The following is a 24,118-nucleotide window of genomic DNA, read 5'->3' on the forward strand; positions in this document are numbered from 1 at the left end:
TACGAGATTTGCTAGAAATTTTATCATGATTTCATAGGAATCAGACGCGGAAAATTACAGAAATATTGCAAACTTGGCCGGTTTATGCTGGCAATAAAAAATTTTTGCGGCCTGTGTGAATTTACGTGTATAGTTCGTGATATATTCGCGGTCTTGTGAGGCTTTGTGAGAGATTGCGGCTTAACTTGTTTATTTTCTTTGCGAGTGTCAGTTATTGCCTTAATGCGAAATTTTTTAGTGATTATTATATATTGCGTTATAGTGCCGGGTAAATTCTCCGGGTTTATTTTGCGCGATAATATAAGAACGCCTTTACTGTCTAATTTGCCTAAACATTTTTGCTTAGTTCTTGGTCTGCCGAGTTTGTCGCGATAACTTTTTTCTTGATATATGTAGATGACATTATTAATTTTCCGCTTTAAAATATGAGCCATAAATATTACCCTCCTGATTTAGATTAATATCATTTATGAGAGATTATAGCATATTTACAGCTACATTTACAGCTACAGGAAATTTTATTATTTATTGATGAGTGAAAGAGTTATAGAGAATTTTTTGCGTGATAATGATAATAATGAGAAATAAATTTTTTTACGAGTAATAATATATTTTGCAGGATAAAATTTTCTTGTCATGAAAATATATTCGCATTCACGAGTCATTGCGCTAAAAATTTTTCTGCTATAATAACAAATAATTTGAGCCGGGAGAAATTCCCAGCTCTACCGTTAAATTAAGTGTTGTCTACTTTGGGTCATTAACCCGTTCGACAGTGGAGTTGAATTTGATCGAGAAGCGTATTATCCATCGGCCTACTTGGATGCAAAACCCGAGACAAAACGCCTTAACGCGTCGAAGCATTGAGTTCACCTCCTTTAACAGAAGCACTCATCCCGCCAGAATGAGTCCTCCCCGGTTTTGAAGCCGGGGTAATTTTTAAGGCATTGATGTACTGCGGCGGTACTCTATCATGCTCCGGCAATAACGGTTTGAAAAATTATAGCATAGTATTAATAAGCAGCCATAAAGAGAAATTTTTGCGGAGTTGATATATAATAATATTTGAGCCGGGAAGATTCCCGACTCTTAACGAGTTAATAACTAACGCTTATTGGGTTTCGTTTTGGGCTTCTTACTAGATTCAGAGCTATACTTAAACCCTAAGGACATAAGCAAACGCCCTAATCTGAATCTGAAGCTCAGTTGAATCCTTCTAATGTTGTCAGACATTTGAAGTGTTTCTCCTTTCTTTTAAGGATACTAGCCCCGTCCGGACTAGCTCCCCGGTTTTGAAGCCGGGGTAATTTTTTAAGGCATTGATGTATTACGACGGTACTTCAGAATGTCATAACTCGGTGGAAAAATATATCACACGGAAAATTTACTCTCTTTGCATTAACTCATCGAACAAATTCACATATTCTGTCATGCGGTCTTGATAGTTAAAATTTTTATGCGCATAATTTATACATGATTCACTTGTAAACGGTTTTGTCTCGCAGACTCTTATAATTTCGCGCTTGAGTGAGTCATAATCATTATAATCGACAACTACTCCGCATGAGTCATCTATACATTCAGGAGCTCCGCCGGTTCTGTACATGACGACGGGAGTCCCGCAAGCGTTTGCTTCAACATTTACCATTCCGAGCACTTCTTCACGAGTAGGATTTGCGAAAACGTTTGACTCCGTGTAAATTTCTGCTAATTCTTGAGCGTTCCAAGTTTGTTGTATGTGTAATAAATTCTCCGGCATTTGATCAGCGAGTCCCTTTGCATTGCCGACTATGACAACTTGAAATCTTGAGTCTAATTCCCGCGCTAATCTCATAAATATATCAAAACCTTTGCGGGCTCCCCAGTAAGCAGCGACTCCGAGTACTATAAATTTTTCAGGGGGAATATTGTGATTTGCCCTGAAATGTCCGGGCGCGGGCTTGTAAATATCGAGATTTATGCCGTTGTGAATGACTCTTATATCATAACCGCCCAAATATGACTCTCTTGCTAGATCTGCGAGCCACTTAGACGGACAGACAATTACAATTTTATCGCGGTCGATTCCCGTGAACCATTTGCGCTTTAATTTCCACATTAATTTTGTCATATCTATTGACATTGCGGGGTAGCCTTTCAAATCCGGGCAATTATGGCAGCCAGTTTTCCATTTATTGCACTGTGAAATCGTGAAATGCGGACATCTAGCCGTGAAGCTCCAGCAGTCATGAAGAGTCCAGACAATTTTTAATTTTTTTCGCTTGATATAGTCAAATAATAATCTTAGATTTATAAAATTTCCGTGTAAATTATGTAAATGTATCAATGAAGGATTCAGCGAGTCGATTTTGCGTAAAAATTTTTTTGTCGTGAAATAATTATAGCAGTCAAGCAAGCCCGTATACTTCCCGAGTCTTTGATTTAGCGCATAAATTAGGCTGCCTGTGATTCTTATCTCGTTTTCCTGAAGATTATATTTACCGCCGAAAAGCCCATCTTCCCGCCATTGTAATGGGAATGCATTATAAATTTTATAGCCGCGGGGTTTGCCTACTGGGTCTATGAGTCTTCCCAGTGCCGTACTGCCTCTAGGGCCTCCGTTGATTTCTATTACTGTTTTGCTCAATTAATAATTACCTCCCTGATTATATATAACAAAAAACGGCCCGAAATAAAATTTTTATCCCAGACCGGTAAATTATATTATATTTTCGAGAGTTTATGCCGTGAAAGTTTTTGCGACCCGTTCAAGTTCTTTGCGGATCTCTATATGCTGCGGACATGCCTGCTCACACTTCCCGCACTTGATACAGTCATTAGCAGGTTTATGGCCTTGTCCCTTCACGTACCAGTCGTAATTATGCTGTGCCATCTTTAAATTATTATAAAGAGTCAGCATGTTCATTGAAGCAAATGACGCAGAAATCCCTATATCTTTAGGGCAGACTTTAGCGCAATAATTACATGTTGTGCATGGAATAATAGGAATCTTTGCGAGTTCGATTCTTGCATGCTCGATAACTTTTTTCTGTTCGGGCGTTAAATGAGTAAAATTGTTCATGACTGAAATATTATCGCGCATTTGTTCAAGTGTAGACATTCCGGATAATACTGTAATGACTCCTTCTAAGTCAGCGGCGAATCTGATAGCCCATGAAGCACAGGAGGACTCGGGCTCGGCAGCCTTCAAAATTTTTTCTACGCTTTCAGGAGGAGTCGCCAAATTCCCGCCCTTAACAGGTTCCATAATGATAACCGGCTTGTTATGCTTGCGCGCGACTTCATAGCAGGCTCTTGACTGTATAGCCGAATTCTCCCAATCACCGTAATTAATTTGGAGCTGTACAAATTCCGCTTCAGGATGTTTATTTAGAATCTCGTCTAACTGTTCGGGCGTTGAATGAAATGAGAATCCCAAGTGTTTAATGCGGCCTGATTTCTTCTCATTCAGGAAATACTCCCATAAATTGAAGTCTTCAAAAAATTTAGTTCGTGAGTCGCCTAAATTGTGCAGTAAGTAAAAATCAAAATATCCCGCTCCTGACTGTTTGAGAGAAGTATTATATTGATTAATAGCGTCTTCTTTAGTCTTGCAATTAATCCACGCGGCATTTTTCGTAGCAATCTGATAATTTTCTCGCGGGTAACGTTCGACAAGTGCGACTCTCATAGCGTCCTCACTTCCCGGATAAGCCCAGGCAGTATCAAAATATGTGAATCCGGCCTGTAAAAACTCGTCGACCATTTTCTTAGTCTGCTCAATATCGATTGTGTTCTCGTCAATGTGAGGCAGACGCATTAAGCCAAAACCTAATTTCTTGATATTTTCACCTAAATATGACATAAAAAATTTACCCCCCTGATAAATTTATTGCGCTTTATGATAACACATTAAATTAAACTTTAATCAATGCTTGCGTGAATAATTTTTGCGTTCTCGTTTATCATTATCTGAATATCGGCCGGTTTTGCTTTTACTGGTATAATTTCTTGATTGCTTTACTTGTGATTTGTCGTGATTATAAGATTTTGATTTAGCCTGTTTATTATGGCCATTAAAATTTTTATGCTTATCTCGGTGTTCGAGTTCGTGTTTTAGTTCGCTTTCAAGATTATAGCCTTTATTTTTTGCGCTCAAGACGGATAATAATTTAGCGATAATGACTTTAGGAGCTGCACGTGTAATTAAATCAGCTGCCCACTTCACGCACTCCCCGTAATAAGAGTCAACAGGTGCCGCAAAAATTTCCTGTTCGGCCGCATCTCTCCACGCTGAATGAATTTTATCGATACTGGGAATATCAAGCCATTCAGTTTTTATGCTTGTGTCCTTGAGCATGTCCCGGAACTTGCGCATTTCAGGAGGTGAAAGCAGTACGAGATTTACGCCCTCATGACCTGCCCGGCCAGTTCTGCCGCTTCTGTGTATGAAAGTCTCTTTATCGTCAGGGAGTCCCAATTGTATAACATGACTAACGCCCTCAATATCGAGTCCCCTTGCTGCGACATTTGTAGCGACTAAACAGGGAATCGACCCGGATTTAAACGATGCTAATACTGCGTTCCGTTCGCTTTGAGTCATATCGCCCTGTAGAGCCGCCGCACTGAAGCCGTGATCCTGCAATCTTTGAGCGATTTCTATAGATTCAATTTTTGTATGACAGAAAACTAGACTTCTTGCCGGATGTTCCCATAAAAGCACGTCGACAAGCCCCTCAAATCTTTTCTTAGAAGGAATCTTATAGACTCTATGTGAAATATCTTCATGCTGTGAGTCTTCGTCATCGATTGAAAGCGTTATAGGTTCATTCAAATATTTATTTGCGAGTGCTTTAACGTCATCGGGCATAGTTGCAGAAAACAGCCACCGCCGGCCTTCAGGTAACGAGTCAAGAATTGATTCCAGCTCTTCACGAAATCCCATATCAAGCATTAAATCGCCCTCATCGAGAACGACATTTTTTATTTCGCTAGTGTCAAGAGTTCCGCGCTTTATGTGATCTCTGACTCGTCCGGGAGTTCCTGCTATAATTGCCGCGCCGTGCTTTAACGTTCTTAATTGCGGGTAAATGTCCATGCCTCCGACGAGTGAAGCCGTAGAAACTTTCAGAAATTTGCCGAGAAACTCGGACTCTTCTGCTGTCTGCTGTGCTAATTCTCTAGTGGGAGCGAGTATTAAAATCTGCGGCATTTTTTCGCCTATCTTCAATTCCTGCATTAACGGTAAAAGAAAAGCTAGAGTCTTCCCTGAACCTGTTTTAGCACGAACAATAAAATCATGATTCCAACCTTCAGATAAGACTCTGTCCTGAACTTCCATAGGTGAGTCAAAGCCGCGTTCATTCAAAGCACGCAATAATTCTTTTCTGAGGCCGTAAGAAGTAAAATCCAAAATAATATATTCCTCCAAAAAATTTTTATTGCTGCTTATTATCGCATATTTCTTGAAAAATTAATTAACTGGTCTGATATAACGTCCTGAAACCCACGCGGACATTTCGTCATTTTCGGGGTCTTGGATTTCGTACCAGATTTCGCCGTCAACTGAAGTTTGAGACAAAACAGTAACTCTATCGCCAGTAAAAAGCCGGCCTAATATTTCTGATTCAGTGTCGGGGCCCTCACGATAACGAACATAATCACCGGTGCAGACTCCAGGCGCTGGGAAGTCCTGAAATCTTGAAGCGGCATTAATGACTCCTGCTGACATGAAAGCAAATAATAATAAGAGTGCTAAAAATTTGCGCATTATAATATTCTCCCTTCATAAATATATAAATTAATTTATTGCTGCTCGATAATTTTCGCGTATTTCTGAGATGCTGACAAGGTTATTATTTCGTATCACGTGCCAAATGTCGAATCCGTTTACTCGTTTTGCTTTGCTGTGTTTTGCTTGAGCCGCGCAGGTATGCATGTCTAAAATTGTCCCGTTGTATAATAATTTGCCGTCTTGATTTAATTCTGCAATTTCTTGGCCGTCTTGTAAGTAAAATTTTTCTCCTGTGATAAAATATCCCGCTGAAATCATTTCCTGCATTGAGACTCTGACCGGTTTAACGTCAAAATCTGCCCGCGCTATGGGTGAATCTTCAAATTTTATGGAGTCGAGTCGTTTTTGCCCGGCCTCGCAGTAAATTTTATCAGCCTCAATCATGATATATTTTCGTCCGAGTTTCTTTGCTGCTGCTGCTGTTGTCATAGTTCCTGCGAACGGGTCAAGGATTAAATCATTTATGCGTGAAGATATTGCTATGATTCTTTCAAGTAATTTCATGGGCTTCTGAGTCGAGTGCAATTTTTGCCCGTTTGAATCTTTCAGCCTCTCATTTCCTGAACAGATCGGAAATTTCCAGATTGAGCCCATTTGATGATTATTTAATTCGGCGTTTAACTCCTTTGCTGTCTTATAATTGAATGTGAATCTTGAATTTTTCTCACGCGCTGCCCATATTAAAGTCTCATGGCTGTTATTGAGTCTCGTTCCCATAAAATTCGGTGTCGGGTTGCTTTTCTGCCAAATAACGTCATTTATAAGCCAGTAATTTAATTCTTGCATAATTGCCCCTATAGTGTAAATACATTGCATTGAGCCTATAACCCATATAGAGCCGTCATGTTTTAAGAGTCTTCTACATTCTGAGAGCCATTCACGTGAAAAATTTTCATAACTTGCAAGAGAGTCAAATTTGTCCCAGTAATCATTACAGCCGCGAAATTCCGTGCCTTCGACTCGGTGTAAGATTTTGCCGGTCCGCATATAATACGGGGGGTCAGAGAAAATTAAATCTATACTTGAGGACTTGAGAGTCTTTAAATATTCGAGCGAGTTAGAATTAATAATTACATTTTCCATGATATAAATATAATAAAAGCCTCCCGCTATAAATATAACAGGAGACTCAAAAATTTTATATATTATTTACGCAACTGTAATATCTTTGCAGAGATAAACGTCCTGCACTGCATTGATAATTTTAACGCCTTCACTCATAGGACGCTGGAAAGCCTTTCGACCGAGTATTAATCCCATTCCGCCGGCTCTCTTGTTAATTACTGCTGTTCTTACTGCCTCGCTTAAATCACTGGCACCGCTTGAAGCACCGCCCGAATTAATTAATCCTGCACGGCCCATGTAACAATTTGCGACCTGATAACGAGCTAAATCGATCGGGTGATCTGTCGTTAATTTCTCGTACATTTCTTTAGAAGTCTTGCCGTAGCCCTTACCCATTGCCAAATAACCGCCGTTATTTTCCGGTAATTTCTGCTTAATAATATCGGCCTCGATTGTTACTCCTAAGTGATTCGCCTGACCTGTCAAATCTGCCGACGCGTGATAATCTGTTACAACGTCATCTTTCTTGATTTTGAACGCTGAATTACGCAAATAGCACCATAAAATCGTAGCCATTCCCATTTCGTGGGCTTTATGGAACGCCTTAGAAATTTCCTGAATCTGACGTGTTGACTCCGCGCTCCCGAAATAAATCGTAGCACCCACTGCAACCGCTCCGAGATTATAAGCCTGTTCAACTGACGCAAATAAAACTTGATCAAATTGATTCGGATAAGTCAATAACTCATTATGATTTAATTTGAGCACGAAGGGGATTTTATGCGCATATTTTCTAGCAACTGCACCGAGTACTCCCAGAGTAGTAGCTACTGCATTACAACCGGCCTCCATTGCGAGCTTGATAATATTTTCAGGGTCAAAATAAATCGGATTCGGCCCGAATGATGCACCCGCGCTGTGTTCGATTCCCTGATCAACCGGCAAAATCGAAATATAACCGGTGTTAGCGAGTCTGCCGTGACTAAAAAGTGTCTGCATTGAACGCAAAACAGGGATCGGCCTGTCCGTGCAGCTTAAGACTCTATCAACGAAATCAGAGCCCGGCAATGATAATAAATCCTTTGAAATTGTCTCGCACTTGTGAGTTAATAAAGACTCGGCCTCAGAACCTAATAACGCTTCAAGTTTTCCGAATTCCATAATAATAACCTCCCAAGAAATTTTTTTACTTCTTAATCATTATACAACCTTCTGCAATGACTAACACGCCCGCAATAATTAAGCCGTAACCTAAAACAATCATGACAGATAAAGCACTCACAACCGGAGAGAGACTCATTAACAACGCGAGAATTATTAAAGCTATACCGTTTATCAGCATGACCCACCAGCCGGGAATTTGTCCGCCTCCCAGCCATAAAGCAGCACAAGCCCTCGAAATTCCTACACTGAACAGCCAGAAAGCTATAGCAAATGGAATCAAGAAAGCTGTCATGCCGGGCTGTAAAAATAATAATATTCCTGCTATTAAGTCAAGAATCCCCCAGATTAGAAATCTCTTCATTCTGAAATAATAGAATCCCGCGAAATCATTTAATCCCGACGCTATAAGGCCAAGACCGATAAAGAATCCTGCTGACATTAAAGCCTCGACAGGGTAATAAAGACTTAAGCAGCCGAGAATAATTAAAATTATTCCGTTTACGTAAAAATTTATTCGTGAAAATCTCATTTTATTGTGCCTCCAAATTAAATTAATTAGATTCTAATAATAAATTATTTAAATCCTGTTTAGCCTGCTCCTGATTGACGCATTGAATAGCTTTAAAGCCGTATAATATAGCTCCCTGAACGTTTGCAAATAAATCATCAATGAAGACGCATTTAGACGGTATCAAATTATATTTTTTTGCGAGTGTATCATAAATTTCGAGTTCAGGTTTAAGCAGCTTGACATCACAAGAGAACACGCCCCCGTCCATTAAAGGCAGGAAATCTAACACTTCAGGATTTGCTTGCATGACGAAATGCGAATAATTTGACAAGTAATAAACTTTATAGCCGCGAGACTTTAAATTATTTATCCATTCATGAGTCCCCGCTCGTTTTGTTAAAGTTTCGCCGACTCTTGAAATAATTTTCTTGATTTCCGGCTCATTCTCAGGGCAGATATTTATAATGCTTGACCAAACTTTTTCGGGGTCGTCCCCTGCGTCGAGTCTTTCCCAGCGTCCATCGCCCCAGACTGCATTATTTAACTTTGCTATTAAATCATCTTGACCGGGGAATAATTTTTGCATATAGCCAGCCCAGTTGAAATTAATTAATACATTGCCGATGTCAAATATTATATTTTTAATCATAAAATTTTGACTCCCATTGAAGCGAGCTCGCTGATATTTTTCTTGTGATTCTCTTCATTTACCCAGCCTATAGAATTATCAAGAATTTCAATTTTACGGCCGGACTTTAACAGAGCTAAGACACTTTCACGCACACAAAACTCACTTGCAATCCCGCAGACAATTACATTATTGCTTATGACATCGCAAATTTTTTGACCAGCTTTATTTTTTGCCTCAAAAGCTGAATACTCTTCAACTGAGTCATTTGTCCCCTTGTAAAAAATATTATTCTCGTTCGGACGCTGTGAAGGATTCTTTACGTCGTTATAAAAATTTTCGTGAAGTTCAGCCCCGTGAGTATTCGCTTGACAGTGTACAGGCCAAGTCCCCCCGTTTTGAATATAACTGCAATGCTTAAGACTATGAGAGTCCGCAGAGTAATAAACTTTTATGTCATGGTGCGAATTTATGAACGCGACTATATTATTTACGGCCTCGACTGAATGACCGCAGGCAAGAGTCCCGTCAATAAAATCATACTGACAATCTACTACTAATAAATCTGACATGTAAAAAAATTTCCTTTCTTGTCTTGAATCTAAATATCAGACATATTATATAATGCAAGGAAAATATTTGAATGAGTGCAATCAAGAATTACTACAAAATTTCTTGAAACATTCCCATTTGATTAATTATTGCAAGTGAATCGCTAATTATTTGCATGAACACCGCGCACCCGGTGCCTTCTCCCAGTCTCATTGAGAGTCTCAACGGGGGATTTACATTCAAAAATTTTGCTGCGCGGATATAAGCAGGCTCTAAAGACTCATGAGAAGCGAACATAAAATCACGGCACAAATTATTAAACTTGCAAGCCAGTACAGCCCCCGCAATCGAAATAACTCCGTCAATTATAACCGGAACGCGATATAATGCCCCGCCTATAAATAATCCCGTTATAGCCGCAATATCAAGACCTCCTACACAGGATAAAATATTCATGGGAGAGTCTAAATTTTCTCCGTGAAAGTCAAGAGCCTCAAGAATTACATTTTTTTTGCGTAAAAATTGCTGATCGTTGAGTCCTGCTCCGCGTCCTATAAAATTTACATCTCGTGAATTCAAAGCCGCCATTATGCAAGCCGCCGCACTTGTTGTGTTAGCCATTCCCACTTCACCAGTGCCGATTAATTGAATTCCCTTAGATTTTGCATCATGAACTAAATTAATAGCGAATTCAATAACTTTTTTTGCTGTATCTTGAGACATTGCGCGCTCATGTAAGAAATTTTTTGTGCCGTCATTCATGAATTTATGAGTGTAAATATTTTCGCATTCTCCTAAATCTTTAACGCCTAGATCATATATTTTCAAGTCTGAACCGGCCTGACGAGCTAAAATATTTATTGCTGCGTTTTGATTCACTGCGTAGACCTGCATTAATTTGCGCGTGAACTCTTGAGGCGACGAACATACTCCCTCGTTATAAATTCCGTTGTCTGCTCCGAATAAATAAATAATTTTTTGCGAGATTAAATTTTTAACTTGGCTTGTTATGCCTGATAATTTTATTGCGATATTCTCAAGTTCTCCCAGACTCCCGGCCGGTTTAACAAATTTTGCGTGAAGTTCGCGAGTCTCATTCATTGAGTTATAATCAAGCGGCTTGATATTTCTTAAAGCGTCATAAAGATTCATTTTTTCACATTTTCACCCTGCTATATTATAAATCATTTGCGCTGATACATTTTACAGTTTACAAGAAATCACATAGCGAAATATAATAACAATAATTCATTTTCTACAAATTTTATATTATGGGAGGCATATTTTTATGAAGAAGCTGCTATTATTCTTAAGCGTAATATTTATTTTTTCGTGCGCTTTGTCGGCATTTGCTGATGATGACTACTGGAACTACGAAATTTATAAGGCAATCGAACAGCGAGTCAAGGCAAACACTCCGGCATTTCCAAAAGTTGACTTTGTTGTTACTGACTCAAAATATTCGGCTTTAGTTGTCGACATGGAAGAAGAATATTTTATCACTGACGGCAAAGATGGGCATTTAAGACAGACTCAAACTGTGAAGGACTACACAAAAGCAATTCAGGCAGCTATTGACGAGGCAAACAAGGCAGGCGGCGGGCGTGTAGTAATTCCTGCTGAAAAGGGAGCGACTCGCTCAAATCCTACAGTTTATTATACCGGCTCAATCGAAATCAAAAGCAACGTAAATTTACATCTTGAAGAGGGCACGGAGCTGCGTTTTGTGCGAAATATCTCTAATAAATATTATCCTGTTGTCTTGACAAGTTTTGAGGGCAACGACACTTATAATTACGCGTCCCCGGTCAGAGCTTTTCACGCGAAAAATATAGCTTTAACAGGTAAGGGCACTCTGAATCCTCAAGCAGATTTATTTAACTGGCAAGGCTGGAAAAATGGAATAAACGGATTCGAGAAACAATCAAAAGTTGTTGACGTTCTCGTTAAAGAATGGAGCGACAAAGCATATCCCATCGAGCGCAGATTATTGAATGACGGAGTAACGCCGCTCCCTGATAAGATTCCTACAATGGCCATAAACTGGGACAATATAGAAGAAGTTATTTACATTGATACTCCTAAAGATGTCAAGCCGCTTAAATCACTTCTTAGACCCTGCACGTTTGAGCCGTATGCATGTGAAAATATTTTAATTGAAGATATTCGCATAATTAACTCGCCCATGTGGGAAGTTCACCCGTTGAGATGCAGAAATATTTTAATTCGGGGACTCGAAATCGACTCGCACGGACATAATAACGACGGCGTAAACCCTGAATCGACTCATTATGTAATAATCGAAAACTGTTCATTCAGCACGGGTGATGACTGCATAGCGATAAAATCAGGCAAAAACAGAGACGGCTATAATCGCGGCAAAGTCGGCGGAGAGTCATGCGGAAATATCATAATCAGAAATTGCACATTTGCTGACGGACACGGCGGAGTTACTTGCGGTTCAGAGTGCACGGGCGGAATCAGTAACGTTTTTGCACATGATAATCACTTCGACAGCTTGAATTTACAGCAGGTTTTGAGATTCAAGACTAATTCATACAGGGGCGGCTTAATCGAAAATATTTACTTCAAAGACAGCACAGTCGCAAAATGTTCAAATGCCTTAATGTACGGCGAGACTCAATATACTTTAGGTTCAGCGCAGGACAAAGAAGGAGATTTAGGGCCCTATACTCCGCAGTTAAAGGGAGTCTACATGTCGAATATTACCGCAGGGAAGCCCGACGATCCAGTTAAAGCAAAGAACGCTATTTTATGGAAAGCCTACGAGCGCGCGCCCATGACTAATATTAAAGTCAAAGATGTTACAGTTTATGGAGTCCAGAACGCAATAACTTTATCGAACGTGAAAAATTTTGAGCTTCACAACGTTAAAATCAGCCTAGAGTCAGATCCTGCAAAACTTGAGACTTACAACACCGAAAAAATTGAGATCTCGGACGTTAAACTTTCAGCGGACGGCAAAGAATATAAACTCTCTGAGGGTGAACGAGTCAACATGCCCGATGATTTTGACAAGTCAAAACTTGTTACTATAACCGGAATAATTGAGACAAAAGATGCGATTTTTGCGGAGGGTAAGGGCTCATTAAATGCATTCTTAGACCGGGGGACTCTTGAAGCAGGAAATAAAGCACCTGTTATTACTCCATTTGCTGCCGAAATCAAGAAAGTAGAAGACGGCAAATATTCATTCAACGTGAAAATTTCTTTAGCAGACAAGCCCGACTATCAATATGCATACAGACCCGACACAGAAGCCGAGAATATGAACAGGGGCAATCATATTTTATCGCTCGTAGCAACAGGCCGGCCCTATGATCAGAATACTTATAATTACAACGTGAAGTGCAAAGCTGATTAATAAAAATTTTTGACTCGCATAAAATAAAGAGACAGGCTTTTGAAGTCTGCCTCTTTTGTTATATTGACTCGTGAATGAATGAATTAACTAGATAATTTTTTCTTGTTAGCTGCTTCACGTTTATTAATTTTGCGCTGATTATAAATCGAGAAAAGTATAGTAGCGACTGACACAAGAAAGAATCCTACAGCGATGGGACGATTCAAAATCTCCCAGAAATTGCCGTTATTTACGTCGACAAAGCGCACAAAATTCTGTTCACACATCGGGCCAAGTATTAAAGCTAATAAGATAGGTGAGAGCGGGAACTCATATTTATTCATTAAGTAGCCGACCACGCCGAATAAAACACAGACTCCGACATCGAAAATATTTTTATTAATCGAGAAAGCACCCAGTAACGAGACTATTAATATAATGGGATAAAGCATTTTTTTCTCGACTGATACGATTTTAGCAAAGAATCTCACTCCCGCGCAGCCGACAACTAACATTGCAAGATTCGCAAGCATTAAAGCCGCAAAGACTCTATAAACTGTAGGGAGTTCATTAACATACATCATAGGGCCTGGCTGAATTCCCTTCATGATAAATGCTCCGAGAAGTACAGCAGTTACAGCATCACCGGGGACTCCTAAAGAAAGAAGGGGGATCATTGCACCGCCTGAACAGCCGTTATTTGCCGATTCAGTTGCAGCTACACCGTTGGGAATTCCTGTTCCCCATAATTCCGGATGTCTTGACGCGCTCTTGTTAAATCCATATGAGACGAACACAGCAATATCTCCGCCGGCTCCGGGAATAGCTCCGATCATTGTGCCAATTAAGCCGCCTGATATAATATTCGGCCAAATCTGCCCGATAGTCTTTAAGTCCGGCAAAACGTTTGTAATTTTTTCCTCTGATTTCTGCTGCTTCTCTTCACCGTTAATAATTCTCTCAACTCCGGCTATGACTTCAGCAATCGCAAATAATCCTATCAAAGTCGGAATAAACGAGAATCCCGACAATAACGGCCTGAATCCAAATACAAATCTTTTAGCTCCATACGTGGGATCTTGTCCGACTGTTGCGAGTAAAAGCCCGAAAAATGCCGAGATTAAACCTTTAGAAATTGACTTCCCGGAAATAGAGACAATTACAGACAGCCCGAAAAATGCAAGCATCAACATTTCAGCACTCGTGAATTTCATGGCCATTTGAGCGACTAGGGGCGACAAGAAAGTCATAACTAACGCGCCGAGTACTCCCCCGCAAAATGATGCAAACATCGCAATTGATAAAGCCTTACCCGCTTGGCCTTTCTGACACATGGGATAACCGTCTAAAAGTGTCGCCGCAGCACTGGGAGTCCCCGGAGCATGTATTAATATTGCAGAAATCGAACCGCCGTACATCCCCCCGCAATAAATGCCGAGTAATAAGCCGATTGACGGTATTAAATCCATCCCGAACGAAAACGGAATCAACAAAGCGACTCCCATTGTTGCAGTCATTCCGGGAACTGCTCCTAATAAAACGCCGCCTAAAGCTCCTAATAAAGTCATTAAGATAACTTGCCAGCTTGTGAAGACATTTATATAGCTCTCAAGTAATAAACTCCAATTCATGCAAGTAACCCCCTTTAAAATTTGTCGACAAAGTCGCGCAGAGGCTGAAGCACGCCCATGGGAATATTTACCGTCAATAATTTATAGAACACGAACCACATTATTAACGGGACTATTATAGACACGGGGATGATAATTTTTAGATCGCGCTTCCCGATTAACAGCATTATAATAATACTCACGCACGCAGATACTAGAACATAGCCGAGTCTGTCAAATAAATACGTGTACAATACGCATAAAATTATCACGAACAGAGCAGCCGCCACGCCTTTATTTGTGAAGGGATTTATACTTGCTGAGAGTTCATTTTCCGGGTCGTCTTCAGTCATTCCGCGGGTTACTTTTATGAGAGACTGTACGAATAATATAATTGTAAATATAAACATGCCGCAGATCATAATTTGCGGAAATGTTGCAGGCTGTACAAATGCGCGCTTATGAACTCTAAATCCGGTCGTCTCGATATAAGCCCATACTTCAAAGATTAATAATATTATCGCACTGATTAGACTTGCAAAAGCCTTTGTTTGAGTCCTTCTCAAGAAAATTCACGTCCTTATCTATCATAATAAAAAATGGGCAAGACCGCGCCCTGCCCACTCAATAATTAATCATTCTTAAATCTCAATTCCTGCCGCTTTCATAGCCGCCGGTACGTCGTGTTCTTCCTGCTGTTCGAGAAATGCCTTAAACTCCGCACCGTTCATGTAAGCAATTCCAAGTCCCGCATTTGTCATGTATTCAATGAAGCCGGGATCTTTGACTGCAGCCTCGCAGGCCTTAGCAAGTTTATCTTTTTTCGCAGGATCTACACCGTTCGGAAGTCCAAGCCCGCGCCATGTTGAATATACGGCGTTAATGCCCTGTTCTTTGCAGGTGGGAATTTGGCCGAAAATTTTATTATTAATTCGTTCTTCTGCCATGAGTCCTAAGCAAATAAGATTACCGGATTCAATAAATGAACGAGCTTCAGCAAGCGAAACAGTTACGCCCTCAATGTCGACGCCCTGAGCCGCAGCCTGTACAGCCGACGCAGCACCATCCGGATAAGTCACCATTTTGAGTTCAACTCCGGCAACATTCATGAAATAACCGCCCGCAATGTGCCAAACTGAATTAGCTGACGAGCCGCCCATACGAACTTGACCGGGGTGATCTTTGCAGTATTTAATGAAGTCTGCTAAATTTTTGATTCCGTTTTTCTCCGCCCATGCTTTATTAACAGTAATTCCGGCAGGGTCAGCGTTGAGTCTGCAAAGAGGGTCATAATTTACGTATGATTTATAATCTGAGACATCAAGAGCCTTATACGTAACGAACTCAAATGTAATCATTCCGAATGTGTAGCCGTCGGGATCAGCGTCCGCAATTGCTTCATGTCCTGTAACTCCGCCCGCACCTGTCTTGTTATCGACGATAATTGTCTGGCCAAGCTGTTTTTCGAGTGCCTGACAGAAAGCGCGCAAACATGAGTCAGTACCTCCGCCTGCTCCCCATGGACATATAGCCGTGAGTGACTTTTCCGGGTATTCAGCCATAGCAGCCGAGACACTCAACACTAGAACGAGAATCATTACAAGAGCAAATAATTTTTTCATGATTGTTCCTCCTTAATATAATATAAATCGCAAAAATATATTTAGAATGTAAATTGATTATATTGTAATAAATGCAGAGATGTCAACAGACAGCCAAACAAATAATAAACCTGTTCAAACAAAAAAATATCCCCCTCCTGAAAATCTTAAGAGAAGGATATATCACACTATATGCGATTAAAATTTACATTCTGACTTTTTGCCCCTCGTGTAAAAGATGAGCACCGGCAACAACTATTATATTTCCGTCTTTGAGCTGTTCACTTGAAATATCTACAAAGCCGTTATTATGAGGTGTAGCCTGCTTTACGTCAACGCGGTTTACTACATTGTTATCACAGCGCCATACATAATTTTTATCTCCTACTGTAACAAGTGCAGTCTGAGGAATCGTGTAAACTCTTTCACCGCCTCCAAAATCTGACACTTCAACTTCTACAGTGGCATTCATTCCGGGAAGCAAAGCGACATCTTTTTGTTGAGGCATTACGGCAATTACTGGGAATGTGTTAGTGTTTCTATCAGCCTGTAAAACAAATTCTTTAACTTTCAGAGGGAATGACTTTCCGGGGATTGCGTCAAATTTTGCACGAATTGAGTCAGGTGCTGAAGAAGTCGATTTTGTCGCCCAGATAACATCATTCTCAGGGACATTAAAGACTATTTCAAGCATAGATATATCCTGTAAAATAAAAATTGTCTGCTTTGCTGTTACGTCCTGAAAACTTTCGACCATTCTATCAACAATTACTCCGTCAAATGGAGCTCTGAGTTCTGTATCTCTTAACGAGTCACGTACTGCAACAGTTGACGCCCTAGCTACATTTAATGCAGATTTAGCTACGTTCATTTCAGTTTGATATGTGTCGTAAGTTGCTTTGGGAATAACTTTTTGTTTGTAGAGATTCTCATAACGTTTGAAATTTGCCGCTGCGTTCTCGTATTGAGCTTGAGCTTGTGCTTGATTGCTTTGTGCCTGCCTTAATTGAGTCTGATAGTCGCGAGGGTCTAATGTCGCAAGTAACTGGCCTTTCTTGACTGAAGCACCCTTTTCAACGTTAATATTTTTGATAGGTCCTGACACCCTGAATGATAAATCAACGCGCCGGCCTCCCTGCAATGTTCCGTAATACTGCCATAAACCGCCCTTGCCGTTACTTTTGAGTGTAACAGTTTTTACAGGCCTTATAACTTCTTTCTGAGGGATTTCTTCTTCTTGGCCCCGCATGAACTCAAGACCCTTATATGCCCCGAATACTAAACCTACAAGAATTACTATCTCGATTAATCTTTTCACGATTTAGATCACCTTTCTGCAAAAAATTTTATTCGTCTTCGTCATCGTCATTGTCGCTGCTGTTATCGCTGTCAGGGTCAGGATTTGGAACGTTATAAGCGACCGCAGTCATAACAGGTATAAATACCATTGTGAGAACCGTGCTTACAGTGAGTCCGCCCATAATTGTAACAGCCATCGGGCCGAACATGCTGTCCCAAATTAGCGGGATCATTCCTAAAACTGTAGTTACTGCTGACATTGCAACAGGCCTTAATCTGCTGACTCCAGTTTCAACGATTGATAAATAACGATCTTTACCTGAAGCAAAATCGCTAGCTACTTGATCCAATAATACAATTGAGTTTTTAGCAAGCATTCCTACTAGACTCAGAATTCCCACTATAGAGAGAAAGTCCAGCGGTTTACGAGCTAAAAGAAGTCCGATTACAACTCCGATTACAATTAAGGGTATTGAGCCAAAAATTATAAATGGCTGTCTGAACCCGTTAAATAAGAATACCATTATTGTAAACATGAGTATTAAACACGGAAGGAATAATTTAGACATTCCATTCATTGCGTCCTTCTGGCTCTCGTCCTCGCCTCCCCATTCAAATCTATATCCAAACGGTAAGGGAATAGATTCAATTTTAGGGCGTATTCTTTCCTGCATCTCTGCGACATTAGAGCCGAGAATAACATCACTTGCTACAGTTAAAACTCGTCTTCTATTTCTGCGCATAATTACTTCATCTTCATATGAGACTGCAATATCTGATATAACCGAGCCTAATGTTACAGATTTATTTGCAGACGGCGACCATATAGGCAGAGAAACTAAATTTTCAACTCTGTTGCGTTCTTCGGGGATTAATCCAAATAAAATCGGGAGTGATTTATTTTTGTCTCTGAAGGCTCCGACTGTTACGCCTGTAGTGCCTGTTAAAATCGCATTATTTATCTTTGGACGGGTTAAGCCTAGACTCTGCATTCTATCTTTACGAATTAACGGCCTAAATACTGTAACTCGGTCATTCCAATCGAGTCTAACACAATTATGTATAGGGTCTTGTTCCATGATTTCGAGGGCTTTTTGTGCCAGCTCGCGCAGTACAACAGGATCATCACCGTAAAATCTAGCTTCTATAACAGGAGCCATGCTGGCACCCTTTGAGAATAATTTGCAGACTCCTATAACGCCGGGCATTTCTTCGTCAATAATTCGCTGGGTTTCGCTTAAAATCGCCTTAGGATCTCCGCCCTGATTGATTTCTACGAGTAATTCCGAGAATGAATTATCAGAGTCAGGAGGTGAATATGTCAGCATAAATCTTAAATTTCCGCCCCCGATTGTGCTTGTAACGTTTTTAATGTCGGGATTCTTGCGTAAACGTTCGGCGAGTTTCTCCGTCATGTCCCTCTGAACATTTATTGAAGTTCCTTCACGCTGCCATAAATCTGCGACAAAATACATTGCTGTTGACGAAGGGAAGAATACTTTTTCTATTGATGTAATTAACGTGATAAGCGAGAAAGCAAATATTATTACAACTACGGCTATTGTCATGAGTCTTCTATGTAAGCAGCCTTCAAGAAATGCCCGGTAAGCTCTGAATAATATGTTGTTATAGGGATCTCCGCCTGATTTATTATCGGGCTTAAGCATTAAATTTCCGATTACTGGTGTCGCAGTGATAGCAAATAACCAGCTTAACATCATTGATATTCCTACAACCTGAAGCAAACTCCGACAAAATTCGCCGGTATTGTCAGGAGATAACCCGATCGGAGCAAATGCAAGTACAGCTATAAAAGTCCCGCCGAGCATTGCCCATATTGAGCCTGATACTGTACTGGAAGCGGCATCTTCTGCGGATTGTCCATTTTGAACGCCGACAAGCATTCCTTCAGTAACGACTATAGCATTATCAACTAATGAACCTAAAGCGATTATCATTGCTGCGAGAGAAACTTGCTGCAGGAAAATTCCCTGTTGATTCATAACTATGAGAGTAGCCGCAACCGTCAATAATAAAACTATTCCGATAATGAGTCCGGATCTCATGCCCATGAAAACAAGCAGGACTCCGACAACTATAACGAGCGACTCAACTAAGTTAATTACGAAATCATTGACTGATTTGACAACTCCATCGGACTGCATATAAATAGGCTCAAGTTCCATACCGATCGGGCGTTCTTCTTCGAGTTCTGCGAGTCGTTTTTCTACAGCCTCACCCATAGTAACAACATTTCCGCCGGTAATTGTCGATATACCGATTCCCAAAGATGGCCGGCCGTTGAAATACATCATCATTGTTTGAGGATTCGCGTAATCACGTCTTACTTCTGCAACTTCCTTGAGTCTTATTAAATGGCCTTCAGTTCCGCCTATAACAGTCTCGCCGAAATCTTCAACGTTTAAGATTCCGCCGGTTGGATTTATTGTTACGTACTGATCGCCGTAAAAAGTTTTGCCCATTTCAGAAATAGTATTTTGTTGATTGAGAACGTCAAATATAGTATTTGAAGATATTCCCAAAGAACGCAGGCGGGAAGATGAAAACTCAACGTAAACGGCTTCTGTCTGTTCACCGATTATATTAACTTTAGCGACTTCATTAACCAGCACTAATTCTTTTTTCAGGAAATCAGCATAATCGTATAATTCTCTCATTGTGTAGCCGTCTCCGGTAAGAGCATAATATTGTCCGAAAACGTCGCCGAAATCATTATTAATTACAACTGAACAGCCAGCGGGTAAAGTAATAAGAGCGTCATTAACTTTCTGTCTTAAGACGTTCCAAACTTGAGGGAGATCTGCGGCCGTATATTCGTCCTTAATGTCAACATAAATAACTGCTTGACCGGGACTAGAACGAGTCCTGATTTTCTTGATTTCTCCCATAGCTTGAATAGCGTCTTCCATTCTGCTGGCTGCTTCCTGTTCTGCTTCGTAAACTGTAGAACCGGGATATATAATTGTAACGACAGCTGTCTTGATTGTGAAGGCTGGATCTTCAAGTTTTCCAATACTGAAATATGCAGATACTCCGCCTACAGCAACTAGAAAGCAAATGAACAGCACTACAACAGTACGTTTTATGCTCGCACGAGCAATATCCATAGCAAAAAATTCCCCCTTAAGTTATAAATTTATTTGACGACTATTTTACTCTAAATCTTAAAATAAACTCGCTTTCTCCCTCGCCTGTTTTCGCGGATTGAACAGATAAAATTAATTCATTGTCAGAGATAAACGAAAGATTATAAATATCGCCGTCAAGTTCAAAATATAGGAAATTGCCGGATTTCGTCATAGTCAACTGTCCGCTTTCTTGTATGGGCAAAGTCTCTATAATTCCTAGTGCCTCAAGAAATTCATTAGTAAATGAGAACGCAGCATTAATATTAATTGTCGCTGTAATTGTGCCGTCATCATTAAGATTTACGCCTGAAAAGTTAAGTGATGCATTATTCTTGAGAGTAAATGATAAGTACTCAAGCAATTTCAGGAATTCAGAGTCTATCTCATCATCAGCAGAAAAAATACTGGTGTCAAAATGTGCATAACCGCCGCCATCACCCGGAGCCGCGTTCCAAGTTTTAGTTAAAGCCGTCTCAATATTAAAATCAGCTTTCTTTAACGGCAAAAATGTTGAAGTCTGCACGGAGTTCCCGCTGTCATTCTTGATTATAAAAATTTTGTCGGTGTCATCAATAAAAATAATGCTTTCATTGCCGCCCGTGTCTCTCACTCTGTAAACGTCATCACATATTTGCGACAAAGTTACTTCAACGGAGGGATTTATTTTTTGCAGTAAAGTTGATTCCTCGTTCACATTGCCTGAAGAGTTCACGCTCAAAACATGAAAAGCTGACATATTAGAAACGTTATTAAATGATATTGAAGCCTCTTCAGGTGCAACAGCCGCAGCAATTTTTGAGTCACGAACTAGATAGCCGCCGCCTTGAGTCCCGTCTAATACCCAAGCACCGTCTAAAATTGTTTCAGGATCTATTAAATTAGAAGAATTCTTATTTATAACCGTGTTGAACTCGCAATCATAATTAAGATAATTTATTCGTCCTGACAGATTAATTTTTCCGTCTGAAGTCATATTTATTGACAAAGTCCCGCCGTCGGGAGTCGCTGCTGTCCATGAATCTGTGCCGTTGCCCTGTGTAGAGAGTTGAACGCCGTTAAATAATATCGGCAAATATATAGTGTCATTGCTTAAAATTATAATAGCAGTAAATTTTAGTGTGCCGCTGCTTTCTTCTACGCTGCAATCCTCAAAAAGTGCCATAGCCCTTGTTACAGGAGCATTTACAGAATTTGCTTTCTTGGACTGATTATTATATTGCTGTAAAATGTCGCTGGGAATTTCGCCGAATGCCTTAATGAACTCTTCAAGCTCGTTGCTGTCATTATTATTAGTGCTTGTTATTGTAGCTGTGCCGTTAGTTTGTGCTGTCCATGCTCCGGATAAAGCTGTGTTAATGTCTGTTATATCAACTGCAAAATTATTACTGCTTCCCCCGCAGCCTCCCGCAAAAAATATAAGAGAAATTATCAATAGGCCGATAAAAAATTTTTTATTCATGTTATATTTACCGTTACTGAAAACTTATAAAAAGTTGCAAATTAACTTTTATGTTTCATTCCTTGTTCAGCGCGTCCGTTTTTGCGCCTGTTTTGCTACTTACGTTTGGTATAACGCTCCGAAGGCTTAAATTCCCGACTAACGTATCGGTACATAATTTCTTATGCTCATTGATGGTTGAACATTTTACAGACGAAACCTTCACTTGGTTATCGCTTATAAATTTCTTCGTCCAACGGCCTATGTTCAGTTTTCAAAGGCTTACCAATGAAAGAAATTATATTCTATTCATTAGTTCGATATAAAAGCTAATTTACTAAATTTCCAGTAAGGTTTTACACCTACCTTTCTTAAAAGTTTAAAATTTTTAAGGTTTACTCACAGTTTTATAATTTTTACTTAACTGTTAGTTACCTCCCTGCTTAATTTATTGTATAAGTTGCTCCATCTTGTAAAGCTATGTCAGCACTTGCAGAAGCCGTGTTACCTGAAATATCGCAGCTTGAAGCTATGAGTGTGCCGCTAGGAAGATAAACGCCGCCGCCGATCTCTTTTGCTGTGTTGCTGGTAACTTGAGAATTATTCATTGTTATAGTTACTGATGCCAAAGCAATCCCGCCGCCCTGAAAAGCACTGTTATTATTAATTTTGCAGCCGGTAATTTCAGCCTTACCGCCCAAGAAAGCAATCCCGCCGCCTAATAAATTAACTGTATTATCAGAAATATTGCAATTTGTTAATGTGAGAGCAGCTGCCTGTGAATAAATGCCGCCGCCGCCCAATAAACTTTTATTGCCGGTAATGTCGCAGCTTATTATATTGACTTCGCCGCCGTCAAGTTTTACTCCGCCGCCGTTACTTGAATCTCCGCCCCTAATTACAAGATTTTCGAGGGTAATATTTCCTTCACATCTTATAACTCTGTCATTTGCAGCGGTGCCGTCAAGAATTGCTTTATTAGTAGTGCCTTTAATCGTGATATTTTTCTTGATGTTAATTTGCATTACCAGATTAAAATCTCCTGATAATAAAATTGTCCCGCCGTCTTGAATATGTGATACAGCGTTTTGAATGGCTGTACCGTCTGAACTTGTTATTAGGACGCTCGAAAAATTTTCAGGAACGTGATAACCCTCGCCGAGATCTACACCAGCAAAAGCACAGCCCGCCGATATAAATATTATCAACATGGCTGTAAACAAAAACTTTCGTATCATAATAAAAAATTTCCTTTCTTAGTTTAACTTGCCTAAATTGTGAATATCTCCCCGTAAAGCAAAGAAGAGGCTTAATTCATAACAAATATTATACTACATTTAAATTTAATCTCTTGAATGAGTAGTAATCATCTGTATACTCTAATTTTTACATTATAAAAACTTCATAATCATGGTCTTGCATTATATAAACGCTTATATCAGATATTTACAAGTATTATTCTCAGTAGCAATACACATTCGTAACAGCATAGTATGAACTCAAAGAATTAGAATTTGCCAAAGAACGAGAAGAATTACACCGAGCCTCAGCCATCAAATATTTATAAAGATTTCGAGTTAAGCAGCAAAGAAGAATGGGGCGTACCTTGTCCGACATGCGGAGAATTTAACGCGTCTTCATGGGAGCAGATAAAATATAAAGGCTGGATAATAGTCAATAAAGTGGACAGAAACAGATAAAAAACTAAATTTTTGTCCAAAATTCTGCTGCTTTATCATTAGGAGAAAATTCATTATTAGCACTATGAGGACGTTTAGTATCATAAAATCCGTCAATATAAGACATTATAGACTGCTTTACGTCTTCTAATTGCAAAAACTTTCGCCTACTTATTTCCTCTTTCTTCAAAAATTTAAAAAAAGACTCTGCAACTGCATTATCATATGGGCAAGCAGTATTTGAAAGTGATTGCAAGAAATTTATGCTATCAAGTAATTGTCGGA

Annotated in this window: 21 protein-coding genes; 2 read left to right on the plus strand and 19 right to left on the minus strand. The window is 39.8% G+C overall.

Annotated elements, in window-relative coordinates; genetic code table 11:
* Positions 1 to 23: 23 nt before the first annotated feature.
* The 11 genes from IJS99_09990 to cobT all read right to left on the minus strand — a co-directional run bounded on the left by IJS99_09990 (position 24) and on the right by cobT (position 10,845).
* Positions 24 to 434, minus strand: a complete 411-nt coding sequence (locus IJS99_09990) for a hypothetical protein (GenBank protein MBQ7562137.1) — start codon at positions 432 to 434, stop codon at positions 24 to 26.
* A gap of 950 nt (positions 435 to 1,384) precedes the next feature.
* Positions 1,385 to 2,626, minus strand: coding sequence for a glycosyltransferase (locus IJS99_09995; GenBank protein MBQ7562138.1), 1,242 nt, complete (start codon positions 2,624 to 2,626; stop codon positions 1,385 to 1,387).
* 93 nt (positions 2,627 to 2,719) lie between these two features.
* On the minus strand, positions 2,720 to 3,844 hold the full coding sequence (locus IJS99_10000; GenBank protein ID MBQ7562139.1) for an aldo/keto reductase: 1,125 nt from the start codon (positions 3,842 to 3,844) through the stop codon (positions 2,720 to 2,722).
* Between the two features lie 63 nt (positions 3,845 to 3,907).
* Positions 3,908 to 5,392 (minus strand): DEAD/DEAH box helicase, encoded by a 1,485-nt coding sequence (locus IJS99_10005; GenBank protein MBQ7562140.1) that lies wholly within the window; start codon positions 5,390 to 5,392, stop codon positions 3,908 to 3,910.
* Positions 5,393 to 5,452: 60 nt separating this feature from the next.
* Positions 5,453 to 5,749 (minus strand): SH3 domain-containing protein, encoded by a 297-nt coding sequence (locus tag IJS99_10010; GenBank protein MBQ7562141.1) that lies wholly within the window; start codon positions 5,747 to 5,749, stop codon positions 5,453 to 5,455.
* Between the two features lie 30 nt (positions 5,750 to 5,779).
* Positions 5,780 to 6,856, minus strand: a complete 1,077-nt coding sequence (locus tag IJS99_10015; GenBank protein MBQ7562142.1) for a site-specific DNA-methyltransferase — start codon at positions 6,854 to 6,856, stop codon at positions 5,780 to 5,782.
* A gap of 66 nt (positions 6,857 to 6,922) precedes the next feature.
* The gene (locus IJS99_10020; protein MBQ7562143.1) at positions 6,923 to 7,999 is read right to left on the minus strand and encodes a class I fructose-bisphosphate aldolase; all 1,077 of its coding nucleotides are present in this window, start codon (positions 7,997 to 7,999) and stop codon (positions 6,923 to 6,925) included.
* A gap of 25 nt (positions 8,000 to 8,024) precedes the next feature.
* Positions 8,025 to 8,531, minus strand: coding sequence for a DUF308 domain-containing protein (locus IJS99_10025; protein MBQ7562144.1), 507 nt, complete (start codon positions 8,529 to 8,531; stop codon positions 8,025 to 8,027).
* A gap of 22 nt (positions 8,532 to 8,553) precedes the next feature.
* A complete protein-coding gene (locus IJS99_10030; protein ID MBQ7562145.1) occupies positions 8,554 to 9,162 on the minus strand; it encodes an HAD family phosphatase in 609 nt (202 codons plus the stop codon).
* The gene (locus tag IJS99_10035; protein MBQ7562146.1) at positions 9,159 to 9,713 is read right to left on the minus strand and encodes an isochorismatase family protein; all 555 of its coding nucleotides are present in this window, start codon (positions 9,711 to 9,713) and stop codon (positions 9,159 to 9,161) included. Before IJS99_10035 ends, IJS99_10030 begins: the two co-directional genes overlap by 4 nt.
* Before the next feature lie 91 nt (positions 9,714 to 9,804).
* Positions 9,805 to 10,845: a nicotinate-nucleotide--dimethylbenzimidazole phosphoribosyltransferase gene (gene cobT / locus IJS99_10040; protein MBQ7562147.1), complete on the minus strand. Its 1,041-nt coding sequence runs from the start codon at positions 10,843 to 10,845 to the stop codon at positions 9,805 to 9,807.
* Between the two features lie 136 nt (positions 10,846 to 10,981).
* On the opposite strand from cobT, the gene IJS99_10045 reads away from it, so the two are divergent.
* Complete coding sequence (locus IJS99_10045; GenBank protein MBQ7562148.1) at positions 10,982 to 13,078, plus strand: glycoside hydrolase family 28 protein; 2,097 nt, start codon at positions 10,982 to 10,984, stop codon at positions 13,076 to 13,078.
* Between the two features lie 83 nt (positions 13,079 to 13,161).
* Here IJS99_10045 and IJS99_10050 read toward each other — a convergent pair whose 3' ends face one another.
* The 7 genes from IJS99_10050 to IJS99_10080 all read right to left on the minus strand — a co-directional run bounded on the left by IJS99_10050 (position 13,162) and on the right by IJS99_10080 (position 23,392).
* On the minus strand, positions 13,162 to 14,688 hold the full coding sequence (locus IJS99_10050; GenBank protein ID MBQ7562149.1) for a tripartite tricarboxylate transporter permease: 1,527 nt from the start codon (positions 14,686 to 14,688) through the stop codon (positions 13,162 to 13,164).
* Between the two features lie 14 nt (positions 14,689 to 14,702).
* Positions 14,703 to 15,233 (minus strand): tripartite tricarboxylate transporter TctB family protein, encoded by a 531-nt coding sequence (locus IJS99_10055; GenBank protein ID MBQ7562150.1) that lies wholly within the window; start codon positions 15,231 to 15,233, stop codon positions 14,703 to 14,705.
* Between the two features lie 75 nt (positions 15,234 to 15,308).
* Positions 15,309 to 16,289, minus strand: coding sequence for a tripartite tricarboxylate transporter substrate binding protein (locus IJS99_10060; GenBank protein ID MBQ7562151.1), 981 nt, complete (start codon positions 16,287 to 16,289; stop codon positions 15,309 to 15,311).
* Between the two features lie 184 nt (positions 16,290 to 16,473).
* The gene (locus IJS99_10065; GenBank protein ID MBQ7562152.1) at positions 16,474 to 17,586 is read right to left on the minus strand and encodes an efflux RND transporter periplasmic adaptor subunit; all 1,113 of its coding nucleotides are present in this window, start codon (positions 17,584 to 17,586) and stop codon (positions 16,474 to 16,476) included.
* A gap of 28 nt (positions 17,587 to 17,614) precedes the next feature.
* Positions 17,615 to 20,695 (minus strand): efflux RND transporter permease subunit, encoded by a 3,081-nt coding sequence (locus tag IJS99_10070; GenBank protein ID MBQ7562153.1) that lies wholly within the window; start codon positions 20,693 to 20,695, stop codon positions 17,615 to 17,617.
* A gap of 40 nt (positions 20,696 to 20,735) precedes the next feature.
* Positions 20,736 to 22,175, minus strand: coding sequence for a hypothetical protein (locus tag IJS99_10075; GenBank protein ID MBQ7562154.1), 1,440 nt, complete (start codon positions 22,173 to 22,175; stop codon positions 20,736 to 20,738).
* A 422-nt stretch (positions 22,176 to 22,597) separates the two neighbouring features.
* Positions 22,598 to 23,392, minus strand: coding sequence for a hypothetical protein (locus IJS99_10080; protein MBQ7562155.1), 795 nt, complete (start codon positions 23,390 to 23,392; stop codon positions 22,598 to 22,600).
* A 276-nt stretch (positions 23,393 to 23,668) separates the two neighbouring features.
* Between IJS99_10080 and IJS99_10085 the strand changes: the two genes are divergently transcribed.
* Entirely contained in the window at positions 23,669 to 23,854 is a 186-nt protein-coding gene (locus IJS99_10085; protein ID MBQ7562156.1) for a phage terminase large subunit family protein, read from the plus strand.
* 4 nt (positions 23,855 to 23,858) lie between these two features.
* On the opposite strand, the gene IJS99_10090 is transcribed toward IJS99_10085, so the two are convergent.
* The coding region (locus tag IJS99_10090; GenBank protein ID MBQ7562157.1) for an integrase core domain-containing protein at positions 23,859 to 24,118 on the minus strand (260 nt) is incomplete at its 5' end.

It is taken from the genome of Synergistaceae bacterium (assembly GCA_017444345.1).
Classification (GTDB): domain Bacteria; phylum Synergistota; class Synergistia; order Synergistales; family Aminobacteriaceae; genus JAFUXM01.